Origin of the sequence: Pseudolactococcus reticulitermitis (assembly GCF_002260845.1) — a bacterium.
GTDB lineage: Bacteria > Bacillota > Bacilli > Lactobacillales > Streptococcaceae > Pseudolactococcus > Pseudolactococcus reticulitermitis.
Genome location: NZ_BEDT01000005.1, coordinates 153093 through 177453 on the forward strand (window position 1 = coordinate 153093; position 24361 = coordinate 177453).

Sequence of the window (24361 nt, forward strand, 5' to 3'; positions counted from 1 at the left end):
GCATGACAACGATTAAAGCACTCCATGACAAATTGGTCAATAAAGAAATTTCAGCGGTTGAGCTTACCCAAGCAACGCTGAAAGCTATTAAAGATCGTGAAGGTAAAGTCGATAGTTTTATCACGATTACAGAAGAAGCCGCACTCGCACAGGCTGCTGCCATTGACGAGCGTGGCATTGACGCAAGCAATCCTGTGTCTGGTATTCCGATTGCCGTTAAGGACAATATTTCAACTAAAGGGATTTTGACGACGGCGGCATCGAAAATGCTCTATAACTATGAGCCAGTTTTTGATGCGACTTCTGTCGAAAAATTATATGCCAACGACATGATTATCGTCGGTAAAACCAACATGGACGAGTTTGCCATGGGTGGTTCAACTGAAAATTCAGCCTTCAAACCAACCAAAAATGCTTGGGATGAAACAAAAGTTCCCGGTGGCTCATCTGGTGGCTCTGCGACGGCGGTTGCGGCTAACCAAGTCTTGCTCTCGCTCGGTTCTGATACAGGCGGTTCAATCCGTCAACCCGCATCATTTAACGGTGTCGTGGGTCTCAAACCAACTTATGGTCGCATTTCGCGTTTTGGTCTGATTGCTTTTGGCTCATCGCTCGACCAAATCGGGCCATTTTCACAAAATGTCGCAGATAACGCCCTCTTGCTCAATGCAGTTTCAGGTTTCGATCCAAAAGATTCGACATCATCAAAAGTTGCAGTGCCTGACTTCACGTCTAAAATCGGGCAAGATGTGACAGGCTTGAAGATTGCCTTGCCAAAAGAATATTTAGGCGAAGGGATTGATCCTCAGGTAAAAGAACAAGTCTTGGCTGCAGCCCAACACTTTGAAAAATTAGGGGCGACTGTTGAAGAAGTGAGCTTGCCACACAGCAAATATGGCGTGGCGGTTTACTATATCATCGCGTCATCTGAAGCCAGCTCAAACTTGCAACGTTTTGACGGCATTCGCTACGGTTTCCGGGCAGAAGATGCGGTTGACTTAGAAGACATTTATGTCAAAACACGCTCGCAAGGTTTTGGTGAAGAAGTCAAACGTCGGATTATGTTGGGCACCTTTAGTTTGTCATCTGGTTACTACGATGCTTACTTCAAGAAAGCGGGACAAGTTCGGACTTTGATTATGCAAGACTTCCAAAAAGTCTTTGAAAATTATGATCTGATTATTGGCCCAACAGCGCCGACTGTTGCCTATGACTTGGATACGCAAGGTCATGATCCTCTTGCCATGTACTTGGCTGACTTGTTGACCATTCCAGTTAATTTGGCAGGCTTACCGGGGATTTCAATTCCTGCTGGACAAGTTGATGGTTTACCAGTAGGTTTGCAAATCATTGGGAAAGCCTTCGACGAAGCAACGATTTATCAAGCGGCAGCAGCGTTTGAAGCGACGACTGATTTCCATAAAAATAAGCCAGTCATTTTTGGTGCCTAATATGTCAGTTGACCAATTGATTAAGCGGTTAAATGCCATTGCTGATGCAGGATTGACCTATGGCAAGGATACTTTTGACCTCGAACGCTATCAAGACATCAAAACTGTCTTGCGTGATTTAACAGGTCATGTGTCAGATTTAACGCCAGCAGAACTTAGTGATTTATTTCTGCCGACTAGCCAGTATCCAACACCGATGATTGATGTGCGTGCCTTTGTGAAAAATGATGCTGGCGATGTGTTACTTGTTCGGGATCAAGCAAAAGGTGAGTGGACTTTGCCAGGTGGTTATGGTGAAATTGGTTTTTCGCCCAGCGAAAATGTCCTCAAGGAGTTAGTTGAGGAAGCAGGAGTCACAGGCGAAGTTGTGCGTTTATTAGCTGTTTTTGACACGAATAAGTGGCAACCACAAGGGCGACAGTATTATAAGTTTGTCTTTGACTGTCGCGCTTTAAGCGAAGCGTTTCAGGTCAATAGTGAAACGTCAGAAATCGGCTATTTTCCCTTGCAGACTTTAAAGCTTCCCTTGTCGGAAAAGCGCGTGACCCGCGCACAGCTTGACTTGCTAGAGGACTTATGGCAGACTGGTAAGCAATATATCGATTAGGCTTTGATTGAACCAAATAATAATCAGCATAAATGGAGAAAAATAAATGAATTTTGAAACAGTCATTGGACTTGAAGTCCATGTCGAGTTGAATACCAACTCGAAAATTTTCTCACCTGCGCCTGCGCATTTTGGTGCAGGACCAAATGAGAATACCAATATTGTCGATTGGAGTTTTCCAGGTGTTTTACCTGTCATGAATAAAGGTGTCATCGAGTCTGGTATCAAGGCGGCACTTGCCTTGAATATGGATATTCACCAAAATATGCACTTCGACCGTAAGAACTATTTCTACCCGGACAATCCTAAAGCCTATCAAATTTCGCAATTTGATGAGCCGATTGGTTATAACGGATCGATTGAAATTGAGTTGGAAGACGGGACTAAAAAGACACTTCGGATTGAACGTGCCCACTTAGAAGAAGATGCAGGGAAAAATACGCACGGCACAGACGGCTATTCTTACGTTGACCTGAACCGCCAAGGCGTGCCTTTGATTGAAATCGTGTCAGAAGCTGACATGCGTTCGCCTGAGGAAGCCTATGCTTACCTGACTGCGATTAAGGAAATCATCCAGTACACTGGCATTTCTGATGTCAAGATGGAAGAAGGCTCGATGCGTTGTGATGCCAACATTTCTTTACGTCCTTACGGTCAGGAAGAGTTTGGCGTGAAAACGGAGCTGAAAAATCTGAATTCCTTTAACTTTGTCCGCAAAGGTTTGGAGTATGAAGTGGCGCGCCAAGCTAAAGTTTTGCGTTCTGGCGGTGTGATTCAGCAGGAAACGCGTCGTTACGATGAAAAAACGGGCGAAACGACCTTGATGCGTGTCAAGGAAGGGTCGTCAGATTACCGTTACTTCCCAGAACCTGATCTGCCGCGTTTTGAGATTTCAGATGCGTGGATTGACGAAGTTCGGGCGACTTTGCCAGAATTTCCGAAAGCACGTCGTGCGAAATATGTGGCTGAGCTCGGACTTTCTGACTATGATGCAGCACAAATTACCGCAGCTAAAGATACGGCTGATTTCTTCGAAGCGGCGGTAAATGCGGGTGCGGATGCGAAATTGGCATCAAACTGGTTGCAAGGTGAGGTGGCACAATATCTGAACGCTGAAGGTAAAAAACTTTCAGAAATTGGTTTGACACCAGAAAACTTGACTGAAATGCTCAAACTCATCACTGATGGCACGATTTCATCAAAAATTGCCAAGAAAGTTTTCGTTGAATTGGCGAAAAATGGCGGTTCTGCTGAAGCCTTCGTTAAGAAAGCTGGCTTGATTCAAATTTCAGACCCGGCTGTTTTGTTACCAATCATTACAGAAGTTCTGGCTAAGAATGAAAAAGCTGTCAACGACTATCAAGGTGGCAACAAAAATTCTGCTAAAGCCTTGATTGGTCAACTGATGAAAGCGACTAAAGGACAAGCCAATCCACAAGTTGTGCAAGAATTGTTGTACGCTGAGTTGGATAAATAATAGATAGCTAATATAAGAAAAACTGATTGATTAAAATCGGTTTTTCTTTATAAAAAAGTTTGAATGTGGTATGATGAGAAGATGGGTTTTAAATAGTCTGCTTGTTTCATGAAGCAAGTGGCTATCATGCTAATGAAAAAGAAGGTTTAAAAAGAGATATCATGACAGAACAGACAAACGATAAAATCTCACCCAAATTAATTGCAGCGATTTTAGCAACAGGTATTCTGAATTTTGCAGGCATTACAGTTGAAACGGCAATGAATATCACCTTTCCGATTTTGATTGAACAATTTCATATCGACATTTCAACCGTTCAGTGGATGACGACGCTTTACCTATTGGTTGTAGCGGCGACTGTACCGATTTCATCATTTTTGAAACGGCGTTTTACGCTTAAAAGACTATTTATCGTTGCCAATCTCTGTTTTATTGCAGGGGTTGTACTAGATAGTCTGGCACCGACGTTTTCGATTTTGCTATTAGGGCGTTTTGCTCAAGGTATCGGAACGGGGATTGCCCTGCCTTTGATGTTTAATATCATCTTGGAACAGGTACCGCGTCAAAAATTAGGCACGATGATTGGTCTGGGGACTTTGATTACTGCTGTTGCGCCAACTGTTGGGCCAACCTTTGGTGGGGTCATGGCAAGTTCGCTTGGCTGGCGCTATATTTTCATTTGTTTGCTCCCGATTTTGCTTGTCTCTTTTGTTCTAGGCATTATGACCATTGAGCAAAAAACAGAACCGCAGAAGCTTAAACTAGATGTGATCAGTTTTGTCGCGATTGCTGTGACCTTGGTTGGGTTTATTTACAGTCTGAGTCATCTCAGTAGCATGCCTTTGATGAGCCCGCAGGTTTTAGGGGCATTTATCATGGGTGCGTTTGGTCTTGGCATTTTCATTTATCGGTCGAATCGGCAAGCAAGTCCTTTGATTAACTTGGCGGTTTTCAAAAACGTGTCTTTTGACGGTCATGCCATTAGTTCTTTTATTTTGCTTGGCTCTTTGTTAGGTCTGAACCTCGTCTTGCCTAACTATATCCAGCTAGTGAACGGCGATTCAGCCGTTGCAGCAGGGTTAGCAGTCTTGCCCGGAACGATTTTAAATGCTGTTTTCGTTTCCTTTAGTGGTCGCATTTATGATGCGATTGGTGCAGCTAAGCCGATTTTATTTGGGACAGCGCTGTCGATGCTTGCTTTAGCTTGCTTCTGCTTCATGAGTGGCAATTTGACGAACTTGACCATTTCAATCCTCTTTGGTATTTATTGTATTGGCTTTGGCTTGACCTCAGGAAATGTCTTGACCAATGGTCTAGCGCAGTTGCCCAAAGACTTGCAGACAGATGGCAATGCCGCCATTATGACCCTGCAACAATTTGCGGGCGCTTTTGGCACATCCATCACGGCGATTATCATCGCTTTCAGCCAAAAATCAGCCCTTTCTAAAGCCATCGGGACGCAACAAGGCTCACGCAATGCTTTGATATTATTCTTAATCATGGCGGGTCTAGAATTTGTGATGTTGTACGTTGTGATTAAGGTTTATCGGCAGGAACAAACTGTTTCCTAAGCTTGTGTTGTATTTCGAATGATTAAAAAAGAATCCTTGTTCTAAGGGTTCTTTTTATAGACAAATGGTTTCTAAAGTGTCAAAATTTAAATATAGCAGTGAGCATCAAAATGGCAATAACACAATTAAAACAATATATTATTTTAAAAAAAATAAAAATGTGACTTAATTAATCAATTGAAAGCGATTACAATTTAATTGTAAAGAAAAGGAGGCATATCAAATGTCAGATTGGTTAAATATCGCAGGAAAAGTGTATGTTGTGACAGGTGGTTCATCGGGTATTGGTCAAGCAATTGTTGATGAGTTACTTGAAAGTGGTGCTCATGTTGCAAATTTAGACTTGAAGGAAAATGATACCAAAAATGAACATTATCTGTTGATTAAAACAGATGTGACAAGTCATGTGTCAGTTGCGGCAGCGGTGTCAGAAATTGTTGCTAAATTTGGAACGATTGATGGATTGGTAAATAACGCAGGTATCAATATACCACGTTTACTTGTAGATATCGACCATCCTGATGGTGAGTACGAATTATCAGAAAGCGCATTTGATAAAATTTTCTCAATTAATGTCAAAGGTGCTTATATTGTTGCCCAATGTGTTTCACGGGTGATGGCGACGCATGATGGTGGTGTTATCGTTAATATGTCATCTGAAGCGGGTCTTGAAGGGTCAGAGGGTCAATCACCTTACGCTGCTTCAAAAGCTGCCATTAATGGCTTTACACGTTCATGGTCCAAGGAATTAGCCCGCCATGATATTCGTGTGGTCGGTGTTTCACCGGGGATTATGGAAGAAACTGGTTTACGTACCCTTGCTTATGAGAAAGCTCTGGCTTACACGCGTGGAAAAACGGTTGATGAATTACGAGCAGGTTACAGTAATACAAGTGCAACGCCGCTTGGACGTAGCGGTAAATTATCTGAGGTTGCGGATTTGGTAGCTTACTTTTTGAGTGATCGTGCAAGTTATATTACAGGTGTGACGACAAATGTTGCGGGTGGTAAATCACGAGGATAATCAGGAATTAGATTGAGGTAGAAAGTGGCATTAGTCGTAAGATTGACACAAATTTTAGAATTTTTGGTGGCTAAGGGTCAAGCGACAGAAATGCAGCTTTCTCATTTGATAAAAGTGAGTGAACAGACGGTTAGGTCTGTGATGACCCAATTAAATCAAGCGTTGGAAGATGTAGCGGTCATCACGCGTGATAAAAAAATGTACCGGCTAGTCGTTAAGGACTATGATGAATTAGTTTTGCTACTAGGTGGAGGGATGAAGGCGTTAGCTGATTTTAATTCGTCGGATAAGCGAATAGCCTATATTTGTAAGGCGATGATTGAGCAGGGTGATTATCTTCTAATTGATGATATTGCAGATGATTTGGTGGTGTCACGAGGGACGATTCAAAAAGATTTGAAAAAATTAGGGCAGTTGGTCACCATTTATGATGGAAAATTGGAGAGCAAACCAAATCGTGGTGTTAGATTGCTTGCGAGTGAGTTTGCCAAACGGTTAATTTTCCTCAATCATGTGTATGATTATTATCAATATGAACTGGAATTTGACACAGATTTCTTTGATTTATTAGATGATCTGTATGATCAGCTGAAACTCAATCAAATTCAGGTGACAACATTGGAGCGAGCATTATTGTTGTCAATGAATCGGATTCAAAAAGGTCATATCATTGAAGATGAGATTAGTAATTATTATAATCTTGTTGTTCATAACGCATCTTTAAACGATTTCTTTATCAAAATAGAGAAAAAGCTCAATCGAAATTTGACACAATATGAGCAAGATTTTATGGCGTATCCCTTGAATATGACTAATAATTTTCCATTTGATGCTAGGTTGATTGATTTGGTATTTATCAATCAATTAATTCGTCAAATTGTTATGGATATTGATGAAGAATATCCGATTCAGATGAGTCAAACAGCCTTATTTGAAGCTCTGAAATTTCATGTGACTTTCTTACTCAATCGGACAAGGTTTCAATATCAGGAGAAGAATATTTTCTTCAAATCAATTCAAAATCGGTATCCCTTTGCTTATCAACTCGCAGAAATCGCTAAGGAGAGTATTAAAAAAGTAACGGGTTTTGTCATTTCTGACATTGAACTCAATACACTAGCCATTTATTTTGAGCTTTCACTTAGCGAGGTTCGGGTTGATAGTACAAAAAAAGTTGCTTTGATTGCCAATGTTGGTAGCGCAGCCAAGCAAATGTTATATTTACAAATTCGTGCTATTTTGGGTGACGATATTGTGATAACAGAGTTGACTGAAGAAGCGGCTAATCATGATTTTGCAGAGTTCATGGTGGTTTTTACGACGGTGCCTTTAAAAGTCCTTTCGTCAAATGTGATGGAAATTCAAGTCGCCAATTTACTGGATGATGATTTGATTTCCGCACGACTGAGAACGCTAAAAAATAGTATTTTGCTTGATAAATCAAAAGTCAAGATGACAATGACGCATTTGAATCAGACCTATTCAAAAAATTTAGCACAAATGATGAGTGATTTAGAACAGCAAGGTAAGGTAGACGCTCAATTTGCAGCTCGAATTTTAGCTCGTAATCAGACTGCTTCAACGATTTTCGAAAATACCCTTGCTTTTCCCCACACGATTAATGTTGGGTCAAGCGATATTGTCCTGAGTATTGGTTTGGCACCGCAAGATGAGATTAGTTTGATTTTTATGCTCGCTGTGCCTGAAAATTTGTTGCCTAATTGGGAAAGTGATCTGGTTAAAGTTTATGATATGATTTTTGAAATTGTTGGTAAGCCAGAACTTCAGCATGAAATTTTGCAAATGGAAACTTTAGAGCAACTACAAGGCTTGCTAAAAAGAAAGGGATTAATCATATGAATAATTGGCTACTCGTTGGGATTATTGCTGTTATTGCTTATGTCATACAAATTATCTTTGGTTTGCGTCAAATTAAGCATTTTAACCAAGTTTATCAAAAATTGAGACAACAAGGTCGTGTTGCAATTGGTCGCAGACCAGGTCGGATTAAATCAGGAACGATTATGCTGTTTGGGCTTGATGCCCATGGGGTCATCATTGCCACGCAAAAAATGCAAGGCATTAGTGTCCTTTCAAAGTTTAAATCCCTGAATCAATTTAATGGGATTGAATTGCAAGCTTTGACAGCCTATCACCCTTTGGTGTCAAAAGAATTGAAAATAACACGCCAGACGATTGAAAATGCACGTGAGCTCTATCTACGTGTTCAGTCAGGTGACTATCAGGAATCGTCACCCCTATCACTGGTTGATAAGTTAAAAATGCAAGCAATGGTTGTGAGAAAACAAGTATTGCACAAATAAAACACGGTTACTACACATGTAAAACACAGTTATTACACATGTCAATTATGAGTTTGAAGTCGTAAATGAAAACAAAAAAGACATATAGAGGAGAAAAAAGATGAATTTCATTATTAAATTTGCGGATGGCTTTATGAGCCTCTTTAAAACTGGTGGGGAGACCTTTATTAGCTGGATGACTGGTATTGTTCCAGTGGTCTTAATGTTACTTGTCGCCATGAATGCACTAATCGCCTTAATTGGTGAAGATAAGATTCAAAGGATTGCACAAGCATCAACTAAAAATCCTATTGCGCGTTACTTAGCCCTACCATTTTTATCTGCCTTTATGCTAGGTAATCCAATGAGTCACACTATGGGGCGCTTTTTACCAGAATATTACAAGCCAAGCTATTCAGCGGCAGTCATGCAATTTTGTCATACAAGTAATGGTATTTTTCCTCATATCAATCCAGGTGAATTATTTGTTTGGATGGGGATTGCACAAGGTATTCAAAAATTAGGTTTGAATCAAACCGAACTTGCCATTCGTTATCTCTTGGTTGGGTTAGTGATGAACTTCATTGGTGGTTGGGTAACAGATTTGACAACTGCTTTTGTTTCTAAACAACAAGGGATTACACTAAGCAAGACAGTTGCTGTTAATCCGGATTTGGCATCGTGATTGTATTTTGAGAGGAAAAAAGAAATGACTGAATATAAAAGTATTGTAGTAACTAAAGGTGCTGGTGGATATGGTGGACCTTTGACCATCACACCAACGGTAGAAAAGCATAAATTCATCTATATCACAGGTGGTGGGGAACGGCCTGCTATTGTTGATAAAATAGAAGAGCTGACAGGGATGGTATCGGTAAACGGTTTTAAAACATCTATCCCAGATAGTGAAATTGCATTAGCTATTGTTGATTGCGGTGGAACACTTCGCTGTGGTATTTATCCACAAAAGGGAATTCCAACGATTAACATTGTGGCAACTGGGAAAAGTGGTCCCTTGGCACAATATATTAACGAAACAATCTATGTCTCAGCAGTTAAAGCGGAAAATATCCAGCCAACGGATGCCAATGGCGTCGTATCACACAAACAAGATGCGGCGCCAAAAGATGCGTCAGCATTTGATACATCTAAAAAAATCACGGAACAGCGCGCAGAGGGTGGTAGTTTTATCGCTAAAATAGGAATGGGCGCCGGTAAAGTTGTTGCGATTTTTAACCAGGCAGCGCGTGAAGCGATTCAAACATTAATTCAAACGGTTTTGCCATTTATGGCGTTTGTATCACTTTTAATCGGGATTATTCAAGGCTCAGGTGTTGGGGATTTGTTCGCTAAAGCGATGATTCCATTAGCGGGTAATACAGTTGGTCTATTTGTGATTGGTTTCATCTGTTCTTTGCCATTTCTATCACCGCTCTTAGGACCGGGTGCTGTCATTTCTCAAATTATCGGAACATTGATTGGGGTGGAAATTGGTAAAGGAAACATTTCGCCACATCTTGCTTTGCCAGCCTTGTTTGCAATCAACACACAAAATGGTTGTGATTTCATTCCGGTCAGTCTTGGTTTGATGGAAGCCGAATCTGAAACAGTTGAAGTTGGTGTTCCAAGTGTACTTTATTCACGTTTCTTGAATGGTTTACCGCGTGTTGTTGTTGCTTGGTTAGCAAGCTTTGGATTATATAGATAAGGAAGAAAAGATGCCAGTTTTTACAACTCAAATTAAAGCGATTGGTCCTGAGGCACAAAGCTTGAGAGAAAGTCAAATGATGATTTTATTTGGCGAAGAGGCACCCGCAATGTTAGCTGAATTTTGTTATACGATTGAAGTCAAGGCGATTCATGATACTATCAAAGTCGGGCAAAATATCATTTTTGATGATGTCCCCTACTTTATCACGGCAGTTGGTGATGTGGTTAAACAAAATTTAACATCGCTTGGTCATATTACGATTAAATTTGATGGGGCGCGTGAAGCTGAATTACCAGGTACGCTTTATGTTGAGGGTAAAAGCTTACCAAATATAAAGGTTGGGTCAAGGATTGAGATTATCTGAATGAATTCAGGGTTTTAAAAGTATTGCTAGGTAAAGAGATAATATATTTCATTAATTGAAATCAGCGGAACTGCACATTAATGAACAGCTTGCTGTGGTTGTTTATTTTAGAAGGAAAATGATATAAGGGCTTTGGAGTAGATTTTCAAAGCCTTTTTTGTGCGCTATGTGCTGAAAAACATCTAGTACTGCGCTTTTATCTTATGCGACTAAAGGTTATAAGTTGTTAAAAATCAACAGTTACATAATTATCGTTTACACTATATTTTCATAACATTTACTATATTTTTACATCAGGTTAATCTCTATCATGCTAGAATGAACTTATAGGGACTAGACGTGTTACTATGAGCTATCAGTTGTGTGTGAAATGACAAGTCATCGCAAATATTTGGTAGACATATTTCTTTCAGCTAAAATTTGGATGTATTTAAATTAATAGAAAGTAAAAAGAACTTATGATTGAGTTACAGCATGTTTCAAAATCGTTTAACGGTAGTCTCGTTTTAGATGATATTTCCTTGAGTGTTCAAAAAGGGAAGACGATTGCGATTTTAGGCTCGTCTGGTAGTGGGAAAACGACCCTACTGAATATTATTTTAGGATTGTTGCAACCTGACAGCGGTAAAATCATCTGTGAAGGTCGCGAGATTACACAGGAAAGTATGAAGAAACGGGCATTTAATATTGTCTTTCAAGATTATGCTTTATTTCCGAATTTATCGGTCGAAAAAAATATCGTTTATGGTTTGCGTAATAAAAAAGGACTGTCAACAGCTCAAGAAGTCGCTGATTTGATTAACTTGTTGGACTTAAGCAAACACTTGACTAAGTCCATCCATCAACTTTCTGGTGGACAGAAGCAGCGGGTAGCCTTGGCAAGAACGCTTGTCATGAAGCCTAAAATTTTGCTTTTAGATGAGCCGTTATCAGCCTTGGATGGTGTCATCAAAGAAAACATTAAAAATCGTATCAAGGAGATTGTCCAACAGTTTCAATTAACGACGTTTATCGTGACGCACGATCCGGAGGAAGCCTTGACTATGAGTGATAAGATTCTCGTGCTGGATCAAGGGCACATCGTCCAGTTTGATACGCCGGAAAATATTATTCATCAGCCGAGTTCAGCTTTTGTAGAGCGTTTTATCCTCCAACAACTCCTGATAAAGAAACACAATATTTTCCAACTGTTTGGAGAAAATGATGCGGGATAATCGAAAATTTGTGATGGCAACCTTTAGTTTGGTGGGGATCTTTTTCTTAGTCTTTCTGATTTTTCCCCTTCTGACGATTTTTTATCAGGCGTTTGTAGCAGATTCGACCCTTAATTTGACGAATTTTAAGCAGTTAATCGGTAATTCAACGATTCAAGCCTCTTTTATTGACAGCTTGACGATTTCTTTTCAGACGAGTTTGCTTGCGACCGTCATCGGCTTTGTCTTTGCCTACTGTGTCAATTTCACAAATGTCTTGAAAGCTTATAAACGTTTAATTAACACCTTAATCGTTTTGCCTATGCTTGTGCCAACGATTGTCTATGGCTTTGCCATCATTTATAGTTTTGGCAAACAGGGCATTATCACCCGCCTTTTAGGCTTTCAGCTCTTTGACATTTACAGCACGCAAGGCTTGATATTAGGTTTTCTCATCTATACAGTGCCCATCGCTTATCTGCTTTTCAATAATGCCATGGGCTATCTTGACCATCAATATTTCATCGTCAGTGACATCATGGGCGACTCGAAATTACGCCGTTTTTGGGTTACGATTATCAGTCCTCTGATTACAACGATTGCGATTAGTATCGTGCAAACTTTCTTTTTAACCTTTACTGATTTTGGGATTCCAGCCTCATTAGCTGGCAGCAAAAATCTGATGGCAACGGCGCTTTACAATCAAATGATTGGGAGTGTCCCAGATTTTGCCAATGGGTCAATTCTTGCTTTGATGATGTTGCTACCCGCTATACTGAGTGCCTTACTGCTCTTTCGTTTGAAACGGTTTGAAATTCGCTATGATAAGCGCAGAACTTTCCTCATTTCACGAAATAGAATAAGAGATAGCGTCAACTTCCTATTAACAGCGGGGTATTTACTGATAACCGTCGCCACCTTTTGCTCATTTCTCATCGTGCCGTTTGTGACGAATTATCCGTATAACCTCACGCTAACTTTTGAGCATGTTAAATCCGTTTTAACCAATTCTGATTTGATAGCGACCTATCTGAATACGCTTGAAATGTCGATGCTGACGAGTATTTTGGGAATGATCTTGGCCTACACTTGTGCCTTGCTTGTCAAACGAAGTATCCTGCATCCGCTATTGCGCAGGTCTATCGAAGGCTTGTCACAATTGACGATTGCCATCCCCGGTATGGTATTAGGCTTGGCCTTTATCTTTGCTTTTTCGCAAACAGCTTTGCATTATACGCTGACGATTTTGATTATTGTGAACCTCGTTCACTTTTTCGCCACACCTTTCAATCTTGCTAGTCAGGCTTTGGAAAAAATGTCGGATCACTATGAACAAACAGCCAGCCTTTTAGGAGATAGCTACTTCAAACTGCTGGTTAGGGTCATTATTCCCAATAGTAAGCAGACCTTGGTCGATATGTTCAGCTATTTGTTCACAAATGCCATGGTTACCATTTCGGCCATTATCTTCTTGGTGGGGACGCACACCTCAACCATGACAACTAAAATCAAAGAATTGCAACATTTTAATAAATTCGATGATATTTTTATCTTAGCACTCTTGTTATTAGGGACGAATCTCATCGTCAAATATCTGCTTTATCTGATATTTAGTCGACATAAGCTGACGTTTAAACAAGTCTTGAAAATTCGGAAACCAGCCACTTTACAGGTAAAAAAAGGAGCCTAGTATGAAACATAAAAAATTAGTGAAAAATATCTTGCTTGTGTGTCTCACTTTATTTGCGGCAGTTGCGGTTGCAGCGTGCGGTAAGAAAGCAACGGGGGAAGCAGCTAAGCCAGTCGTCATTTATTCAAATGCTGATGATGAAGCCATTGAAGTCATGAAGAAAACCTTAGATGCGACAGACATGAAGGGGAAATACAAGGTTCAAATTTTTGGGACAACGGAGCTGGGTGGCAAATTACTGTCAGAAAAGGATAATCTGGAAGCAGATGTCATGACTTTGTCGACTTACTATCTAGATGCTGCAAAATCTAGCTTAACAGATTTCAAAGTCAAAGCAGATGGGATTGACAAGACAGAAAAATTCCAAAGTCCAATTTTAGGTTTGGAGGGCGGTTTAATCGTCAATACGGCAGCCTTGAAGGAAGCAAAACTACCGACGCCGACATCTCTCAAAGAATTAGCAAACCCAGTTTATAAAAACACGCTTGCCATCCCTAATATCAATTCTTCTTCGACAGCTTGGTTAATGATTCAGGCCTTGATTGATACCTATGGCGAGTCAGAAGCCAAAACCATTTTCGCTAAAATTCTTGCCAATGTTGGCCCCAATCTCGAGGACTCGGGTTCTGGTCCAATCAAAAAATTGCGGACAGGTGAAGTCGCGATCGGCTTTGGTTTGCGTCAGCAAGGCATTGTAGATGAACAAGCAGGTCTGCCGATTAAGGTGGTAGAGGTTGCTGAAGGGAATTATTTGCTAACAGAATCTGTTGCGCTTGTGAAACACAAAACGATGAATCCCAATGCTGCAAAAATCGCTGAAATTCTTGCCAATGAGACGCGAAAAGAGTTACAAGCATATTATCCAGCAGCGCTTTATCAGGGGGAAGCAACCACAAAAGCCAAACGTTTCCCGAAAGCTTTAACGCTTGAGTTATTAAAATCGCATCAATTATTTGCAGAAGAAGCAATGAAAGCAGCGAAAGGAAATTAAGCATGACGACGATTCATTACAAATTATTGACACCGGGACCACTCACGACAACGGACACAGTTAAGGCAGCGATGCTCGTAGACCATTGCACATGGGATGATGACTACAAAGTCATTACGACAGGCATTATCAAAAACTTGTTGCAGTTGGCAAATGTGTCTGAAGCAGCTTACACGGCTGTTTTGATGCAAGGGTCGGGAACATTTGGTGTGGAGAGCGTGTTGACGAGTTCCGTCGGACAGGCTGATCATCTCTTGATTTTGGCAAATGGTGTTTACGGTTTAAGGATGGCAGAAATTGCGCAGCACGCACAGCTTTCCTATGATGTTTTAGAATTTCCTTACAACCAAGTACCAGATGCGCAAGTTGTCGCAGAATTTTTAGACAGCCATCCAGAGATCACACATCTTGCCATGGTGCATTGTGAAACGACGACAGGTATTTTAAATGATATTCAAGCTATCAGCCAAGTTGTTAAAAATCGTCAATTAACCTTTATCGTTGATGCCATGAGTAGTTTTGGTGGCATACCGATTGATGTGACCGGCTTAAACATTGATTTCTTGATTTCTAGTGCCAATAAATGTATTCAAGGGGTACCAGGGTTTTCATTTATCATTGCTAAAAAAGAGGCGATGCTGGCAACTAAAGGCAAGGCGATTTCTTTATCTTTAGACCTTTATGAACAATGGGAAACCATGTCCAAAGATGGGAAATGGCGTTTTACAAGTCCGACCCATGTTGTCATTGCTTTTGAACAGGCCCTGCAAGAATTGGCAAAAGAAGGTGGCGTAGCGGCAAGACATGCCCGCTATCAAGCCAATATGACACGATTGCGAGCGCTTTTTAGAGCCAATGGCTTGCTTGCGTATGCTCCTGAAGAAAACCAGTCGCCGATTATTGCGACGTTTCACTTACCGAGTCAGGAGATTGACTTTAAAGAAATGTATGACTTCATCAAGGCGGAAGGCTATGCCATTTATCCGGGGAAATTGCTTGATTTGAATACCTTTAGGGTAGGGGTGATTGGTGAGATTTATCAGGCGGATATTGCGCGTGTCTCAGATATTTTTGAGGCCTATTTAGCAGATAAGAAAATTGAAGGGTAGATGATGATTGAAGCAGTGATTTTTGATTGGGCAGGGACAACGGTTGATTATGGGTGTTTTGCGCCTGTGCAAGCCTTTATTGAAACATTTCAGAACGAAGGTATTGAAGTAATGCCTGATGAAGTTCGGCAACCAATGGGGGCGCTGAAGCGAGATCATATTAAAATCTTGCTAGAAATGCCACGGATTCGTACTGTATTTGAGACAGTACATCACAGACCTTTTAGTGAAGCGGATATTGACGACATGTTAGCCATTTTCACTGAAAAATTAATGGCAGAAATTTCTGATCATACCGTATTAAAACCCGATATTTTAGAAACGGTTGCTTATCTAAGAGACAAGCAGATAAAAATCGGAACAACGACAGGCTACACAAGGACAATGCTTGCGCCAGTTGCTATGGCAGCAAAAGTGCAAGGCTATGAGCCAGATGTTTTGATGACACCAGATGATGTCAATGGCGTAGGACGTCCAGCGCCTGATATGATCCATCAAAATTTAGCAGAATTGGCTATCCAAAATCGGCAATCAGTCCTCAAAGTCGGTGATACAGTCGCCGATATCGTCGAGGGCAAAAATGCCCATGTTTTATCTGTCGGGGTGATTGAAGGCAGCTCTGTTATGGGTTTGACGGAAACAGAATATGCCCAACTATCGCCAGAGCAAAGACAATCAGAAATCAACCGAGTGCGACAAGTTTTTGAAGCAGCGGGAGCAGATGCCGTTATTCTGAATTTGAGCGAATTACCAGCTTTGATTGAGAAGATAAATCAAAGCTGGTACAAATTATAAAGCGAACATCGATGTGATGACCGCTTTTACAAGAAATAAAAAATCTCCAGCTGATAGCATATAAAAGTCTATCAACCAGAGATTTTTATTTTGGTTTAAACTGAAATCGGGTTAAGCAATCAAACATTGCCATTGTTACTAGATTCAGCGATGTCAGAATTATCGTCACTATCACTATCACCATCTGCATAAACTTGCGCACGAGACTCCTTAGCCAATTGGAGCATTGTATCTTTATCAGCTATAAAATGGCTACCTTCTTTTTTAAGCGTAAAGGTAATATCGACTGGTTTATCAGCTTTAGCGGCGGTTTTCCCCATTTGACCGTAATAAAGACCATAGAGTTTTAAAGTAATTAATTTTTGGATTGTTTTCACGTCTTTATTGCCAGATTCACGAACAATTGTGTCATTGTCAATGCCACCGAGTAGCTCAGTACGCGCGCTACCGATTGGATTGGCTTCTGACAACGCAGCAATAGGTGTTAAAGTAGCGGTTATCTTGGCACTGTCTCCAGAAAGGCTGACAGATTTTACAGTCGCATCTGAGATGCTTGCAATTTGTTTATAATAGGCCTCAGCATAGTCGCTAACAATTTCTTGTGCGCTATAATCAGAACCATCCACGACCAATTTATAAGTATCAATATTGCCATTTGCCAGCATGGCGTCAATTTGTTTCTTTTCTAAATGGTCGAGAAGATAACTTTTCACGCTACTTGCTGAGTCAGAAGAGACATCAGAAAAACCGGAAATATTACCTTTATACATGAAGTCAAGGACAGTTTGTGCATCCGTTTTCGCGACGGATTGACTAGATGTTGCACTATTTTTAGTGTCATTTTTGCTCGTGCTATCGCTAGAAGTAGAGCAGGCAGTCAACATGGTCGTGCATAAAATAATGGCAAAGCCATAAAATACTTTTTTCATAAGTCTCCTTTTTTGTGCAGAATTCTCCAATACAAGATTTATTATCCCATAAATATTTTTTTAAGTGATGAAAAAAATGAAAACGTTTTTATTGAAAATATCAAGAGATGGCGATAATACCTTTTGAGGGAGAACCTCAAGTCATCAATAGATTTGTGTTATAATAAAAGCATGACAACTACAGAAAAAAAACTTCTTTTAATAGACGGCTCATCCATTGCTTTCCGGGCCTTTTTTGCGCTTTACACGCAGATTGACCGCTTTGTTGCGCCATCTGGCTTGCACACCAACGCGATTTTTGCCTTCCATACTATGTTGCGCAATGTTTTGGATGCAGTCCAACCGACTCACGTACTCGTCGCTTTTGATGCTGGCAAAACGACCTTTCGGACGGCAATGTACGCTGACTATAAGGGTGGGCGTGCGAAGACGCCTGATGAATTTAGAGAGCAGCTCCCATTTATCAAAGAAATGCTGGAGGCGCAAGGCATCAAGCACTATGAGCTGGCCAATTATGAGGCGGACGACATCATCGGCACCTTGGCGACGCAGGCGGAAAATGGTGGCTTTGATGCGGTAACGGTTGTTTCAGGCGATCGAGATTTGACCCAGCTGACGACAGACAAAACGACGGTAGAAATCACGATTAAGGGTGTGGCAGAACTTGAAACTTACACACCGGCTTATCTGAAAGAAAAATTAGGCTTAACGACCGCGCAATTTATCGACTTGAAGGCACTCATGGGCGACAAATCCGATAATATCCCCGGCGTGACCAAAATCGGTGAGAAAACTGGTATCAAATTACTGTTAGAATACGGCTCGCTCCAAGGCATCTATGACCATGTCGACGGCATGAAAACCTCTAAAATGAAAGAAAACCTGATCAATGACCGCGATCAAGCTTTCTTGTCAAAAGAACTTGCGACGATTGATTTGGACTCGCCGATTGAAATCAAACTCGACGATACGATTTTCCAAGGCGCTGACTATGATAGGCTTAAAAAATTCTATCAAGAGATGGGCTTTCAGAAGTTTCTAGAAGACCTCGAAGGTGTGACCGAAAAAGTCATCGAAGCGCTAGACTTTACTGTCGTTGAAGACGTTGTAACGCCTGACATGTTTCATGACGATCAATTTTTCTATCTAGAAATTCTAGGCGAAGATTACCAACGTGAACCGATTATCGGCTTTGCTTGGGGGGATGACAAGACCATTTATGTCTCGAAAAATGTTGACCTGCTTAAAGATTTCCAATTCCCTAAAAACACCTATGATTTCAAGAAAAACAAGGTCTTGCTAGGTCGCCACGGCATCGACTATCCGTTGGTTGATTTTGATACCATGCTCGCCAAATACCTCTATTCGACGATTGAAAATAATAAAATTTCGACAATTGCTGATTTATTTGGGCTGAATTTGCCTGATGATGATGTGGTCTATGGTAAAGGCGCCAAGCGTGCGGTGCCATTTGATGACGTCCTTTACGACCATCTCGCTCGAAAGGTAGATGTCCTTGTTAAAACGCATGTTGCCTTGCTTGACAAGCTACGGGAAAACGACCAAGAAAAACTCCTATCAGAGATGGAGTTACCACTTGCCAATGTCCTTGCCAAAATGGAAATCGCAGGCATTAAAGTATCAGGTGGCGTCCTCAGTGAAATCGGTCTGGAAAATGAAAAAGTTATCGCTGATTTGACAGCAGAAATTTATGCGCTTGCGGGTGAGACCTTTAATATCAACTCACCGAAACAACTGGGTGTCATTTTATTTGAAAAAATGCAGTTACCTGTGATTAAGAAAACGAAAACAGGCTATTCAACGGCTGTTGATGTCTTGGAACAGTTAGCGCCACAAGCGCCCATCGTGGATAAGATTTTGAAATTCCGTCAGATTTCTAAAATTCAGTCGACTTATGTCACGGGTTTGCTCGGTGAGATTATGGCAGACGGTAAAATTCACACGCGTTATATTCAAGATTTGACCCAAACAGGTCGCTTGTCGAGTGTGCAACCCAATCTGCAAAATATTCCAGTTCGTCTGGCGGAAGGTCGCAAGATTCGCAAGGCTTTCTTGCCTGACAAATCAGACTCAGTCTTACTATCAAGTGACTATTCTCAGATTGAGTTACGGGTGCTTGCCCACATTTCAGGAGATGAACACTTGATTGCAGCCTTTAATGAGGGTGCAGATATTCATACAGCAACAGCCATGCGCGTGTTTGGGATTGAAAAACCAGAAGATGTCACACCAAATGACCGTCGTAACGCTAAAGCGGTCAACTTTGGTGTCGTTTATGGGATCTCTGATTTTGGCTTGTCTAATAATCTAGGTATTTCCAGAAAAGCTGCCAAAACTTATATTGACACCTATTTTGAGCGCTATCCTGACATTAAAAAATACATGGAAGACATCGTTAGAAGTGCCAAGGATAAAGGCTTTGTCGAAACCCTCTATCATAGAAGACGTAATTTACCAGAAATTAATGCTAGGAATTTTTCAGTGCGCTCATTTGCCGAGCGGACAGCGATTAATAGCCCAATCCAAGGCTCAGCAGCAGACATCTTGAAAGTCGCCATGATTAATCTCGATCAGGCCTTAACAGTAGGTGGCTATCAAGCCAAAATGCTGCTCCAAGTTCACGATGAAATCGTGCTGGATGTCCCACATGATGAGCTAGATGAGATTAAAAAATTAGTCAAAACGACCATGGAAGATGCGATTGCGCTTAAAGTGCCGTTATTAGTGGATGAAAATAGTGGCAAGACTTGGTATGAAGCCAAGTAAAAATGACGATAGCGCTAAGATTGTCCGTGTGACATCTAGGTTCAGGGGAAATGGTTTGGAATGCTTGAAAATCAAGCGATTTCAGACCATTTTTTATCTGTGATTTTATGTTTGACAAACAAAAATATTAGCAGTATAATTGTTATCGAGCTAATAGTTAGTTAGATAACAATTATTTGGCTAATAAAAAAAGAAAGGTCTCAAAGGGATAAGTCATGGCAGAAAATATTGGGATTGAGTTACGTTCGTTGAATATCTCTCTCTTGCGGTATATCGCGCATCATCGCTCTGAAATTGGAAAAACGCCCAATGGTGAGTTGACGGGCGTACAGGTCTGGGTGATTGAGTACTTGCTCAAGCGTCAAGATGAAGATGTTTTCCAAAAAGATTTGGAAAAAGAATTTATGATGCGGCGACCAACGGCGACTAATTTTATCAAGAAATTAGAGCAGGCAGAGTTGATTAAGCGTGAACCTGTTGCCTATGATGCGAGACTTAAAAAAATTATCTTGACACAAAAAGCTGTTGAGATGCAGCAGGCAATGGATGAAAAAATGAAGAAATTTGAAAAATTGCTGCGTGGTGATTTAACACAAGACGAAATTGATACTTTCATTGCAACCATTGACAAAATTAAAAAAAATATAGGAGTTGAAAATGCTTAAAATTTTAAAAAAACTCACTAAAAAAGAGCTGCGCTATATCGGTATCAGCTTGATTTTTATTGTGACACAGGTGTATTTAGACCTTAAATTGCCTGATTACATGAGTAAAGTGACGAAACTCATTCAAGAAAAAGGCACAACCGTGTCGCAAATTTTCGATGAAGGACGCTGGATGGTACTGTGTGCCTTTGGCTCTCTCGTTGCAGCTGTGATTGTGGGTTATTTTGCGGCAAAAGTTGCGGCAGGTTTGTCACGTACGTTACGTCATGAAGTTTACCACCAAGTCTCAGAGTATTCAATGGCTGAAATTAATCAATTCTCAACAGCGAGCTTGATTACCCGTTCGACCAATGATATTACCCAAGTTCAAATGATTGTTGCGATGGGACTGCAACTCGTCATCAAAGCGCCAATCACGGCGGTTTGGGCAATCATGAAAATTGCCAATAAATCATGGGAATGGACAACAGTTTTAGGTGTTGCTGTGTTATTTATTCTGGTAATGATTGGTATTATCGTGACGCTTGCCATGCCACGATTTAAGATTATCCAAAAATTAACGGATAAACTCAACTCCGTTACCCGTGAAAATTTGACAGGGATTCGTGTTGTTCGTGCCTATAATGCCCAAAAATATCAAACTGATAAATTTGAAAAAGCCAACGACGACATTACGGCAACCAATCTCTTCATCCAACGCGCCATGGCCTTTATGATGCCCATGATGTCAATGGTCTCATCTGGCTTATCAGTCGCGGTTTATTTGATTGGTGCCAATATCATCAAGGCAGCAGATCTCGGGACGCCTGCCAATTCACCACGTATCAATCTCTTTTCAGACATGGTCGTGTTCACGTCTTACGGCATGCAAGTTGTCATGGCCTTTATGATGTTGACCATGATTTTCATCATGTTCCCACGTGCCAATGTTTCTGCTGGACGGATCAACGAAGTCATTGACACCGCATCGTCTATCAAAGACGGCACCAAAGATGGGTCAGCTGCTAAAGAAGTCGGCACGGTTGAATTTAAAAATGTGTATTTCCAATATGCAGACGCCTCAGAACATGTCATCGAAGGTGTATCCTTTAAAGCCAACAAAGGCGAAACAGTTGCCTTTATCGGTTCAACTGGTTCTGGAAAATCAACTTTAATCAACTTAATTCCACGTTATTATGATGTGACAGCAGGTCAAGTATTAGTTGACGGTGTCAATGTCAAAGAATACACAGAACAAGCCTTGCATGATAAAATGGGCTTCATTCCGCAAAAACCAGTCATGTTTAATGGGACAATTCGCTCAAACTTAGCCTTTGGGACCAATGGGCATGGTGACTTGACAGACGAAGACTTGATGTCAGCAGCCCGCATTGCCCAAGCTGAAGAATTTATTTCGAAAAAAGAAGATGGCTTAGATTCAGAAATTTCTCAGGGTGGTTTAAACCTCTCTGGTGGTCAAAAACAACGGTTGGCGATTGCCCGTGCGATTGCGCGTCGACCGGAAATTCTCGTTTTTGATGATAGTTTCTCTGCCTTGGACTATAAGACTGACCGCGTTTTACGTGATACTTTGAAACGCGAAACAGCCGACACAACGAAACTCATCGTGGCGCAACGGATTGGCACGATTATCGATGCAGATCAAATTATCGTATTGGATAAAGGTAAGGTTGTGGGTCATGGGACGCATGACGACTTGATGGCAAGCAATGAAGTTTACCAAGAAATTGCCTATTCACAACTGTCTAAGGAGGAATTAGCCTAATGCCGACAACAAAAAATACACCTAAAAAATCTCATGGCGGTGGCTTTGGGCCAGGCCGTGGCATGCGTGGCGGTGGTGAAAAACCAAAAGATGTCAAAAAAGCCTTAGGAGATTTAGCGAAATACGTTAAACCTTGGTATCCGGGAATTTTCGTTGCAGCCATTGCAGCTTGTGGTGGTGCCTATCTGACGATTATCGGGCCTGACCGCTTATCTGATATTACCAATAAAATCATGGCAGGTTTGAAAGCCAGCTTTATTCCAGCTGGCATGCCGGGTCATGGCGATATTGATCTGAAAGCTATCACGTCAATTGGTGTGACCTTGATTGCTTTCTATCTTGGCTCTGCGCTGTTGAGTTATCTGCAAGGTTTCATCATGGCAACCGTGACACAACGGACGTCTAAAAAATTACGTCAAGATATTTCGACTAAAATTAATAAATTACCGTTGCGCTATTTTGATAGCCATCCTTATGGGGATACCTTATCACGTGTGACCAATGACGTGGATGCCATTAGCCAAGCGCTGAACCAATCCGTTGGGAGCTTGGTATCAGCTTTGACCCTGTTCTTTGGCTCTATCATCATGATGTTCAAAACCAACGTTGAAATGAGCTTGACAGCCATTGCCACAACAGCTGTCGGCTTTGGTCTGATGATGCTGATTATGACTAAATCACAAAAATTCTTTAACGCCCAACAAAATGGTCTCGGCGAGGTCAATGGGTTTGTGGAAGAAGTCTACACTGGTCATAACATCGTTAAAGTGTCGAATGCAGACAAAGCCAAACAAGACGAGTTCGATGAAATTAACGAACGACTTTATAACTCCGTTTGGAAATCACAATTTTTGTCTGGCTTGATGATGCCACTCATGCAATTCATCGGTAACTTTGGCTACGGTGCGGTCTGTTTAGTTGGTGCGATTTTAGCCATCGATGGCAAGATTGAATTTGGTGTCATCGTTGCCTTCATGATTTACATTCGCCTGTTTACGCAACCCTTGACACAAATCGCGCAAGCTGTCACGTCAATGCAATCAGCAGGCGCTGCATCTGAACGGATTTTCACTTTCTTTGCAGAACCTGAATTAGAAGACGAAACGGGCAAAGCAACGACATTGCCAAATCCTAAAGGCGCTGTTGAGTTTAAAAACGTTCACTTTGGTTACAATGAAGACCGTGTCATCATCAATGATTTCTCTGCTAAGGCGGAGCCTGGTCAAAAAATTGCGATTGTCGGCCCAACAGGAGCTGGTAAATCAACCATGGTCAACCTTCTCATGCGTTTCTATGACACAAATTCTGGTCAGATTATCATTGACGGCACGCCGATTAAAGATATCACGCGTGAGGCCGTTCATGATCAATTTTCAATGGTCTTGCAGGATACATGGCTGTTTGAAGGCACCGTGAAAGAAAACTTGATTTACAATCAATGTGATATCACAGACGAGCAAGTCGTTGCGGCTGCTAAAGCGGTCGGTGTCGATCATTTCATCCATACCTTGCCAAATGGTTATGACTCAGTCTTGAAAGACGCTGATGAATTATCAGTCGGCGAACGTCAGCTCTTAACCATTGCCCGTGCGCTCTTGAAAGATGCGCCGATGTTGATTCTCGATGAGGCGACGTCATCTGTTGATACGCGGACAGAAGAATTGATTCAAAAAGCCATGGATAAACTCATGGAAGGTCGGACAAGCTTTGTCATCGCACATCGATTGTCAACGATTAAAAACGCTGATTTGATTCTCGTTATGAAAGACGGCGATATTATCGAAAGCGGTAATCATGACGCCTTGCTTGCGGCAGGCGGCTTCTACGCTGATCTGTATAATTCACAGTTTGAAAGTGTCGCTTAAATTTAAAAATGAAAACATTAGTTTGGACACCGGTCTAGGCTAATGTTTTTGATAGACTCATTTA

The 24361-nt window shown here is 41.2% G+C and carries 20 protein-coding genes; 19 read left to right on the top strand and 1 reads right to left on the bottom strand.

Annotated features, from left to right (window positions below; genetic code table 11):
• Positions 1–2: 2 nt before the first annotated feature.
• From gatA to phnX, 15 genes are all read left to right on the top strand, one after another.
• Entirely contained in the window at positions 3–1451 is a 1449-nt protein-coding gene (gatA, locus tag RsY01_RS09515; protein ID WP_094785303.1) for an Asp-tRNA(Asn)/Glu-tRNA(Gln) amidotransferase subunit GatA, read from the top strand.
• A 1-nt stretch (position 1452) separates the two neighbouring features.
• Positions 1453–2058 carry an NUDIX hydrolase gene (locus tag RsY01_RS09520; protein ID WP_094785304.1) on the top strand — a complete coding sequence of 202 codons (606 nt, stop codon included), beginning with the start codon at positions 1453–1455 and terminating at the stop codon, positions 2056–2058.
• A gap of 46 nt (positions 2059–2104) precedes the next feature.
• On the top strand, positions 2105–3535 hold the full coding sequence (gene gatB, locus RsY01_RS09525) for an Asp-tRNA(Asn)/Glu-tRNA(Gln) amidotransferase subunit GatB (RefSeq protein ID WP_094785305.1): 1431 nt from the start codon (positions 2105–2107) through the stop codon (positions 3533–3535).
• A 161-nt stretch (positions 3536–3696) separates the two neighbouring features.
• Entirely contained in the window at positions 3697–5106 is a 1410-nt protein-coding gene (locus tag RsY01_RS09530; RefSeq protein WP_094785354.1) for an MFS transporter, read from the top strand.
• A gap of 223 nt (positions 5107–5329) precedes the next feature.
• A complete protein-coding gene (locus RsY01_RS09535; RefSeq protein WP_094785306.1) occupies positions 5330–6130 on the top strand; it encodes an SDR family oxidoreductase in 801 nt (266 codons plus the stop codon).
• Positions 6131–6154: 24 nt separating this feature from the next.
• Complete coding sequence (locus RsY01_RS09540) at positions 6155–7990, top strand: BglG family transcription antiterminator (protein WP_094785307.1); 1836 nt, start codon at positions 6155–6157, stop codon at positions 7988–7990.
• Positions 7987–8454 carry a transcriptional regulator GutM gene (locus RsY01_RS09545; RefSeq protein ID WP_094785308.1) on the top strand — a complete coding sequence of 156 codons (468 nt, stop codon included), beginning with the start codon at positions 7987–7989 and terminating at the stop codon, positions 8452–8454. Before RsY01_RS09540 ends, RsY01_RS09545 begins: the two co-directional genes overlap by 4 nt.
• A 100-nt stretch (positions 8455–8554) precedes the next feature.
• Positions 8555–9118, top strand: coding sequence for a PTS glucitol/sorbitol transporter subunit IIC (gene srlA, locus RsY01_RS09550; protein ID WP_094785309.1), 564 nt, complete (start codon positions 8555–8557; stop codon positions 9116–9118).
• A gap of 24 nt (positions 9119–9142) precedes the next feature.
• On the top strand, positions 9143–10141 hold the full coding sequence (srlE, locus tag RsY01_RS09555; RefSeq protein WP_094785310.1) for a PTS glucitol/sorbitol transporter subunit IIB: 999 nt from the start codon (positions 9143–9145) through the stop codon (positions 10139–10141).
• A gap of 10 nt (positions 10142–10151) precedes the next feature.
• On the top strand, positions 10152–10508 hold the full coding sequence (locus tag RsY01_RS09560) for a PTS glucitol/sorbitol transporter subunit IIA (protein WP_094785311.1): 357 nt from the start codon (positions 10152–10154) through the stop codon (positions 10506–10508).
• A gap of 458 nt (positions 10509–10966) precedes the next feature.
• Complete coding sequence (locus tag RsY01_RS09565) at positions 10967–11722, top strand: ABC transporter ATP-binding protein (RefSeq protein WP_094785312.1); 756 nt, start codon at positions 10967–10969, stop codon at positions 11720–11722.
• Positions 11712–13391: an ABC transporter permease subunit gene (locus tag RsY01_RS09570; RefSeq protein ID WP_167373256.1), complete on the top strand. Its 1680-nt coding sequence runs from the start codon at positions 11712–11714 to the stop codon at positions 13389–13391. The genes RsY01_RS09565 and RsY01_RS09570 overlap by 11 nt, the downstream gene beginning before the upstream one ends.
• A 1-nt stretch (position 13392) precedes the next feature.
• Positions 13393–14382: an ABC transporter substrate-binding protein gene (locus RsY01_RS09575; protein ID WP_094785314.1), complete on the top strand. Its 990-nt coding sequence runs from the start codon at positions 13393–13395 to the stop codon at positions 14380–14382.
• 2 nt (positions 14383–14384) lie between these two features.
• Positions 14385–15491 carry a 2-aminoethylphosphonate--pyruvate transaminase gene (phnW, locus tag RsY01_RS09580; RefSeq protein ID WP_094785315.1) on the top strand — a complete coding sequence of 369 codons (1107 nt, stop codon included), beginning with the start codon at positions 14385–14387 and terminating at the stop codon, positions 15489–15491.
• A complete protein-coding gene (phnX, locus tag RsY01_RS09585; RefSeq protein ID WP_094785316.1) occupies positions 15492–16286 on the top strand; it encodes a phosphonoacetaldehyde hydrolase in 795 nt (264 codons plus the stop codon). It begins immediately after the preceding gene.
• Positions 16287–16405: 119 nt separating this feature from the next.
• Here the strand turns inward: phnX and RsY01_RS09590 are convergent, their stop codons facing one another.
• Positions 16406–17215 carry a hypothetical protein gene (locus RsY01_RS09590; protein WP_094785317.1) on the bottom strand — a complete coding sequence of 270 codons (810 nt, stop codon included), beginning with the start codon at positions 17213–17215 and terminating at the stop codon, positions 16406–16408.
• A 171-nt stretch (positions 17216–17386) separates the two neighbouring features.
• Between RsY01_RS09590 and polA the strand changes: the two genes are divergently transcribed.
• The 4 genes from polA to RsY01_RS09610 all read left to right on the top strand — a co-directional run bounded on the left by polA (position 17387) and on the right by RsY01_RS09610 (position 24297).
• Complete coding sequence (gene polA / locus RsY01_RS09595) at positions 17387–20002, top strand: DNA polymerase I (protein WP_094785318.1); 2616 nt, start codon at positions 17387–17389, stop codon at positions 20000–20002.
• A 215-nt stretch (positions 20003–20217) separates the two neighbouring features.
• Positions 20218–20667, top strand: coding sequence for a MarR family winged helix-turn-helix transcriptional regulator (locus RsY01_RS09600; RefSeq protein WP_094785319.1), 450 nt, complete (start codon positions 20218–20220; stop codon positions 20665–20667).
• Positions 20660–22432 carry an ABC transporter ATP-binding protein gene (locus RsY01_RS09605; protein ID WP_094785320.1) on the top strand — a complete coding sequence of 591 codons (1773 nt, stop codon included), beginning with the start codon at positions 20660–20662 and terminating at the stop codon, positions 22430–22432. The genes RsY01_RS09600 and RsY01_RS09605 overlap by 8 nt, the downstream gene beginning before the upstream one ends.
• Positions 22433–22494: 62 nt before the next feature.
• Positions 22495–24297, top strand: coding sequence for an ABC transporter ATP-binding protein (locus RsY01_RS09610; RefSeq protein ID WP_202971660.1), 1803 nt, complete (start codon positions 22495–22497; stop codon positions 24295–24297).
• Positions 24298–24361 lie beyond the last annotated feature (64 nt).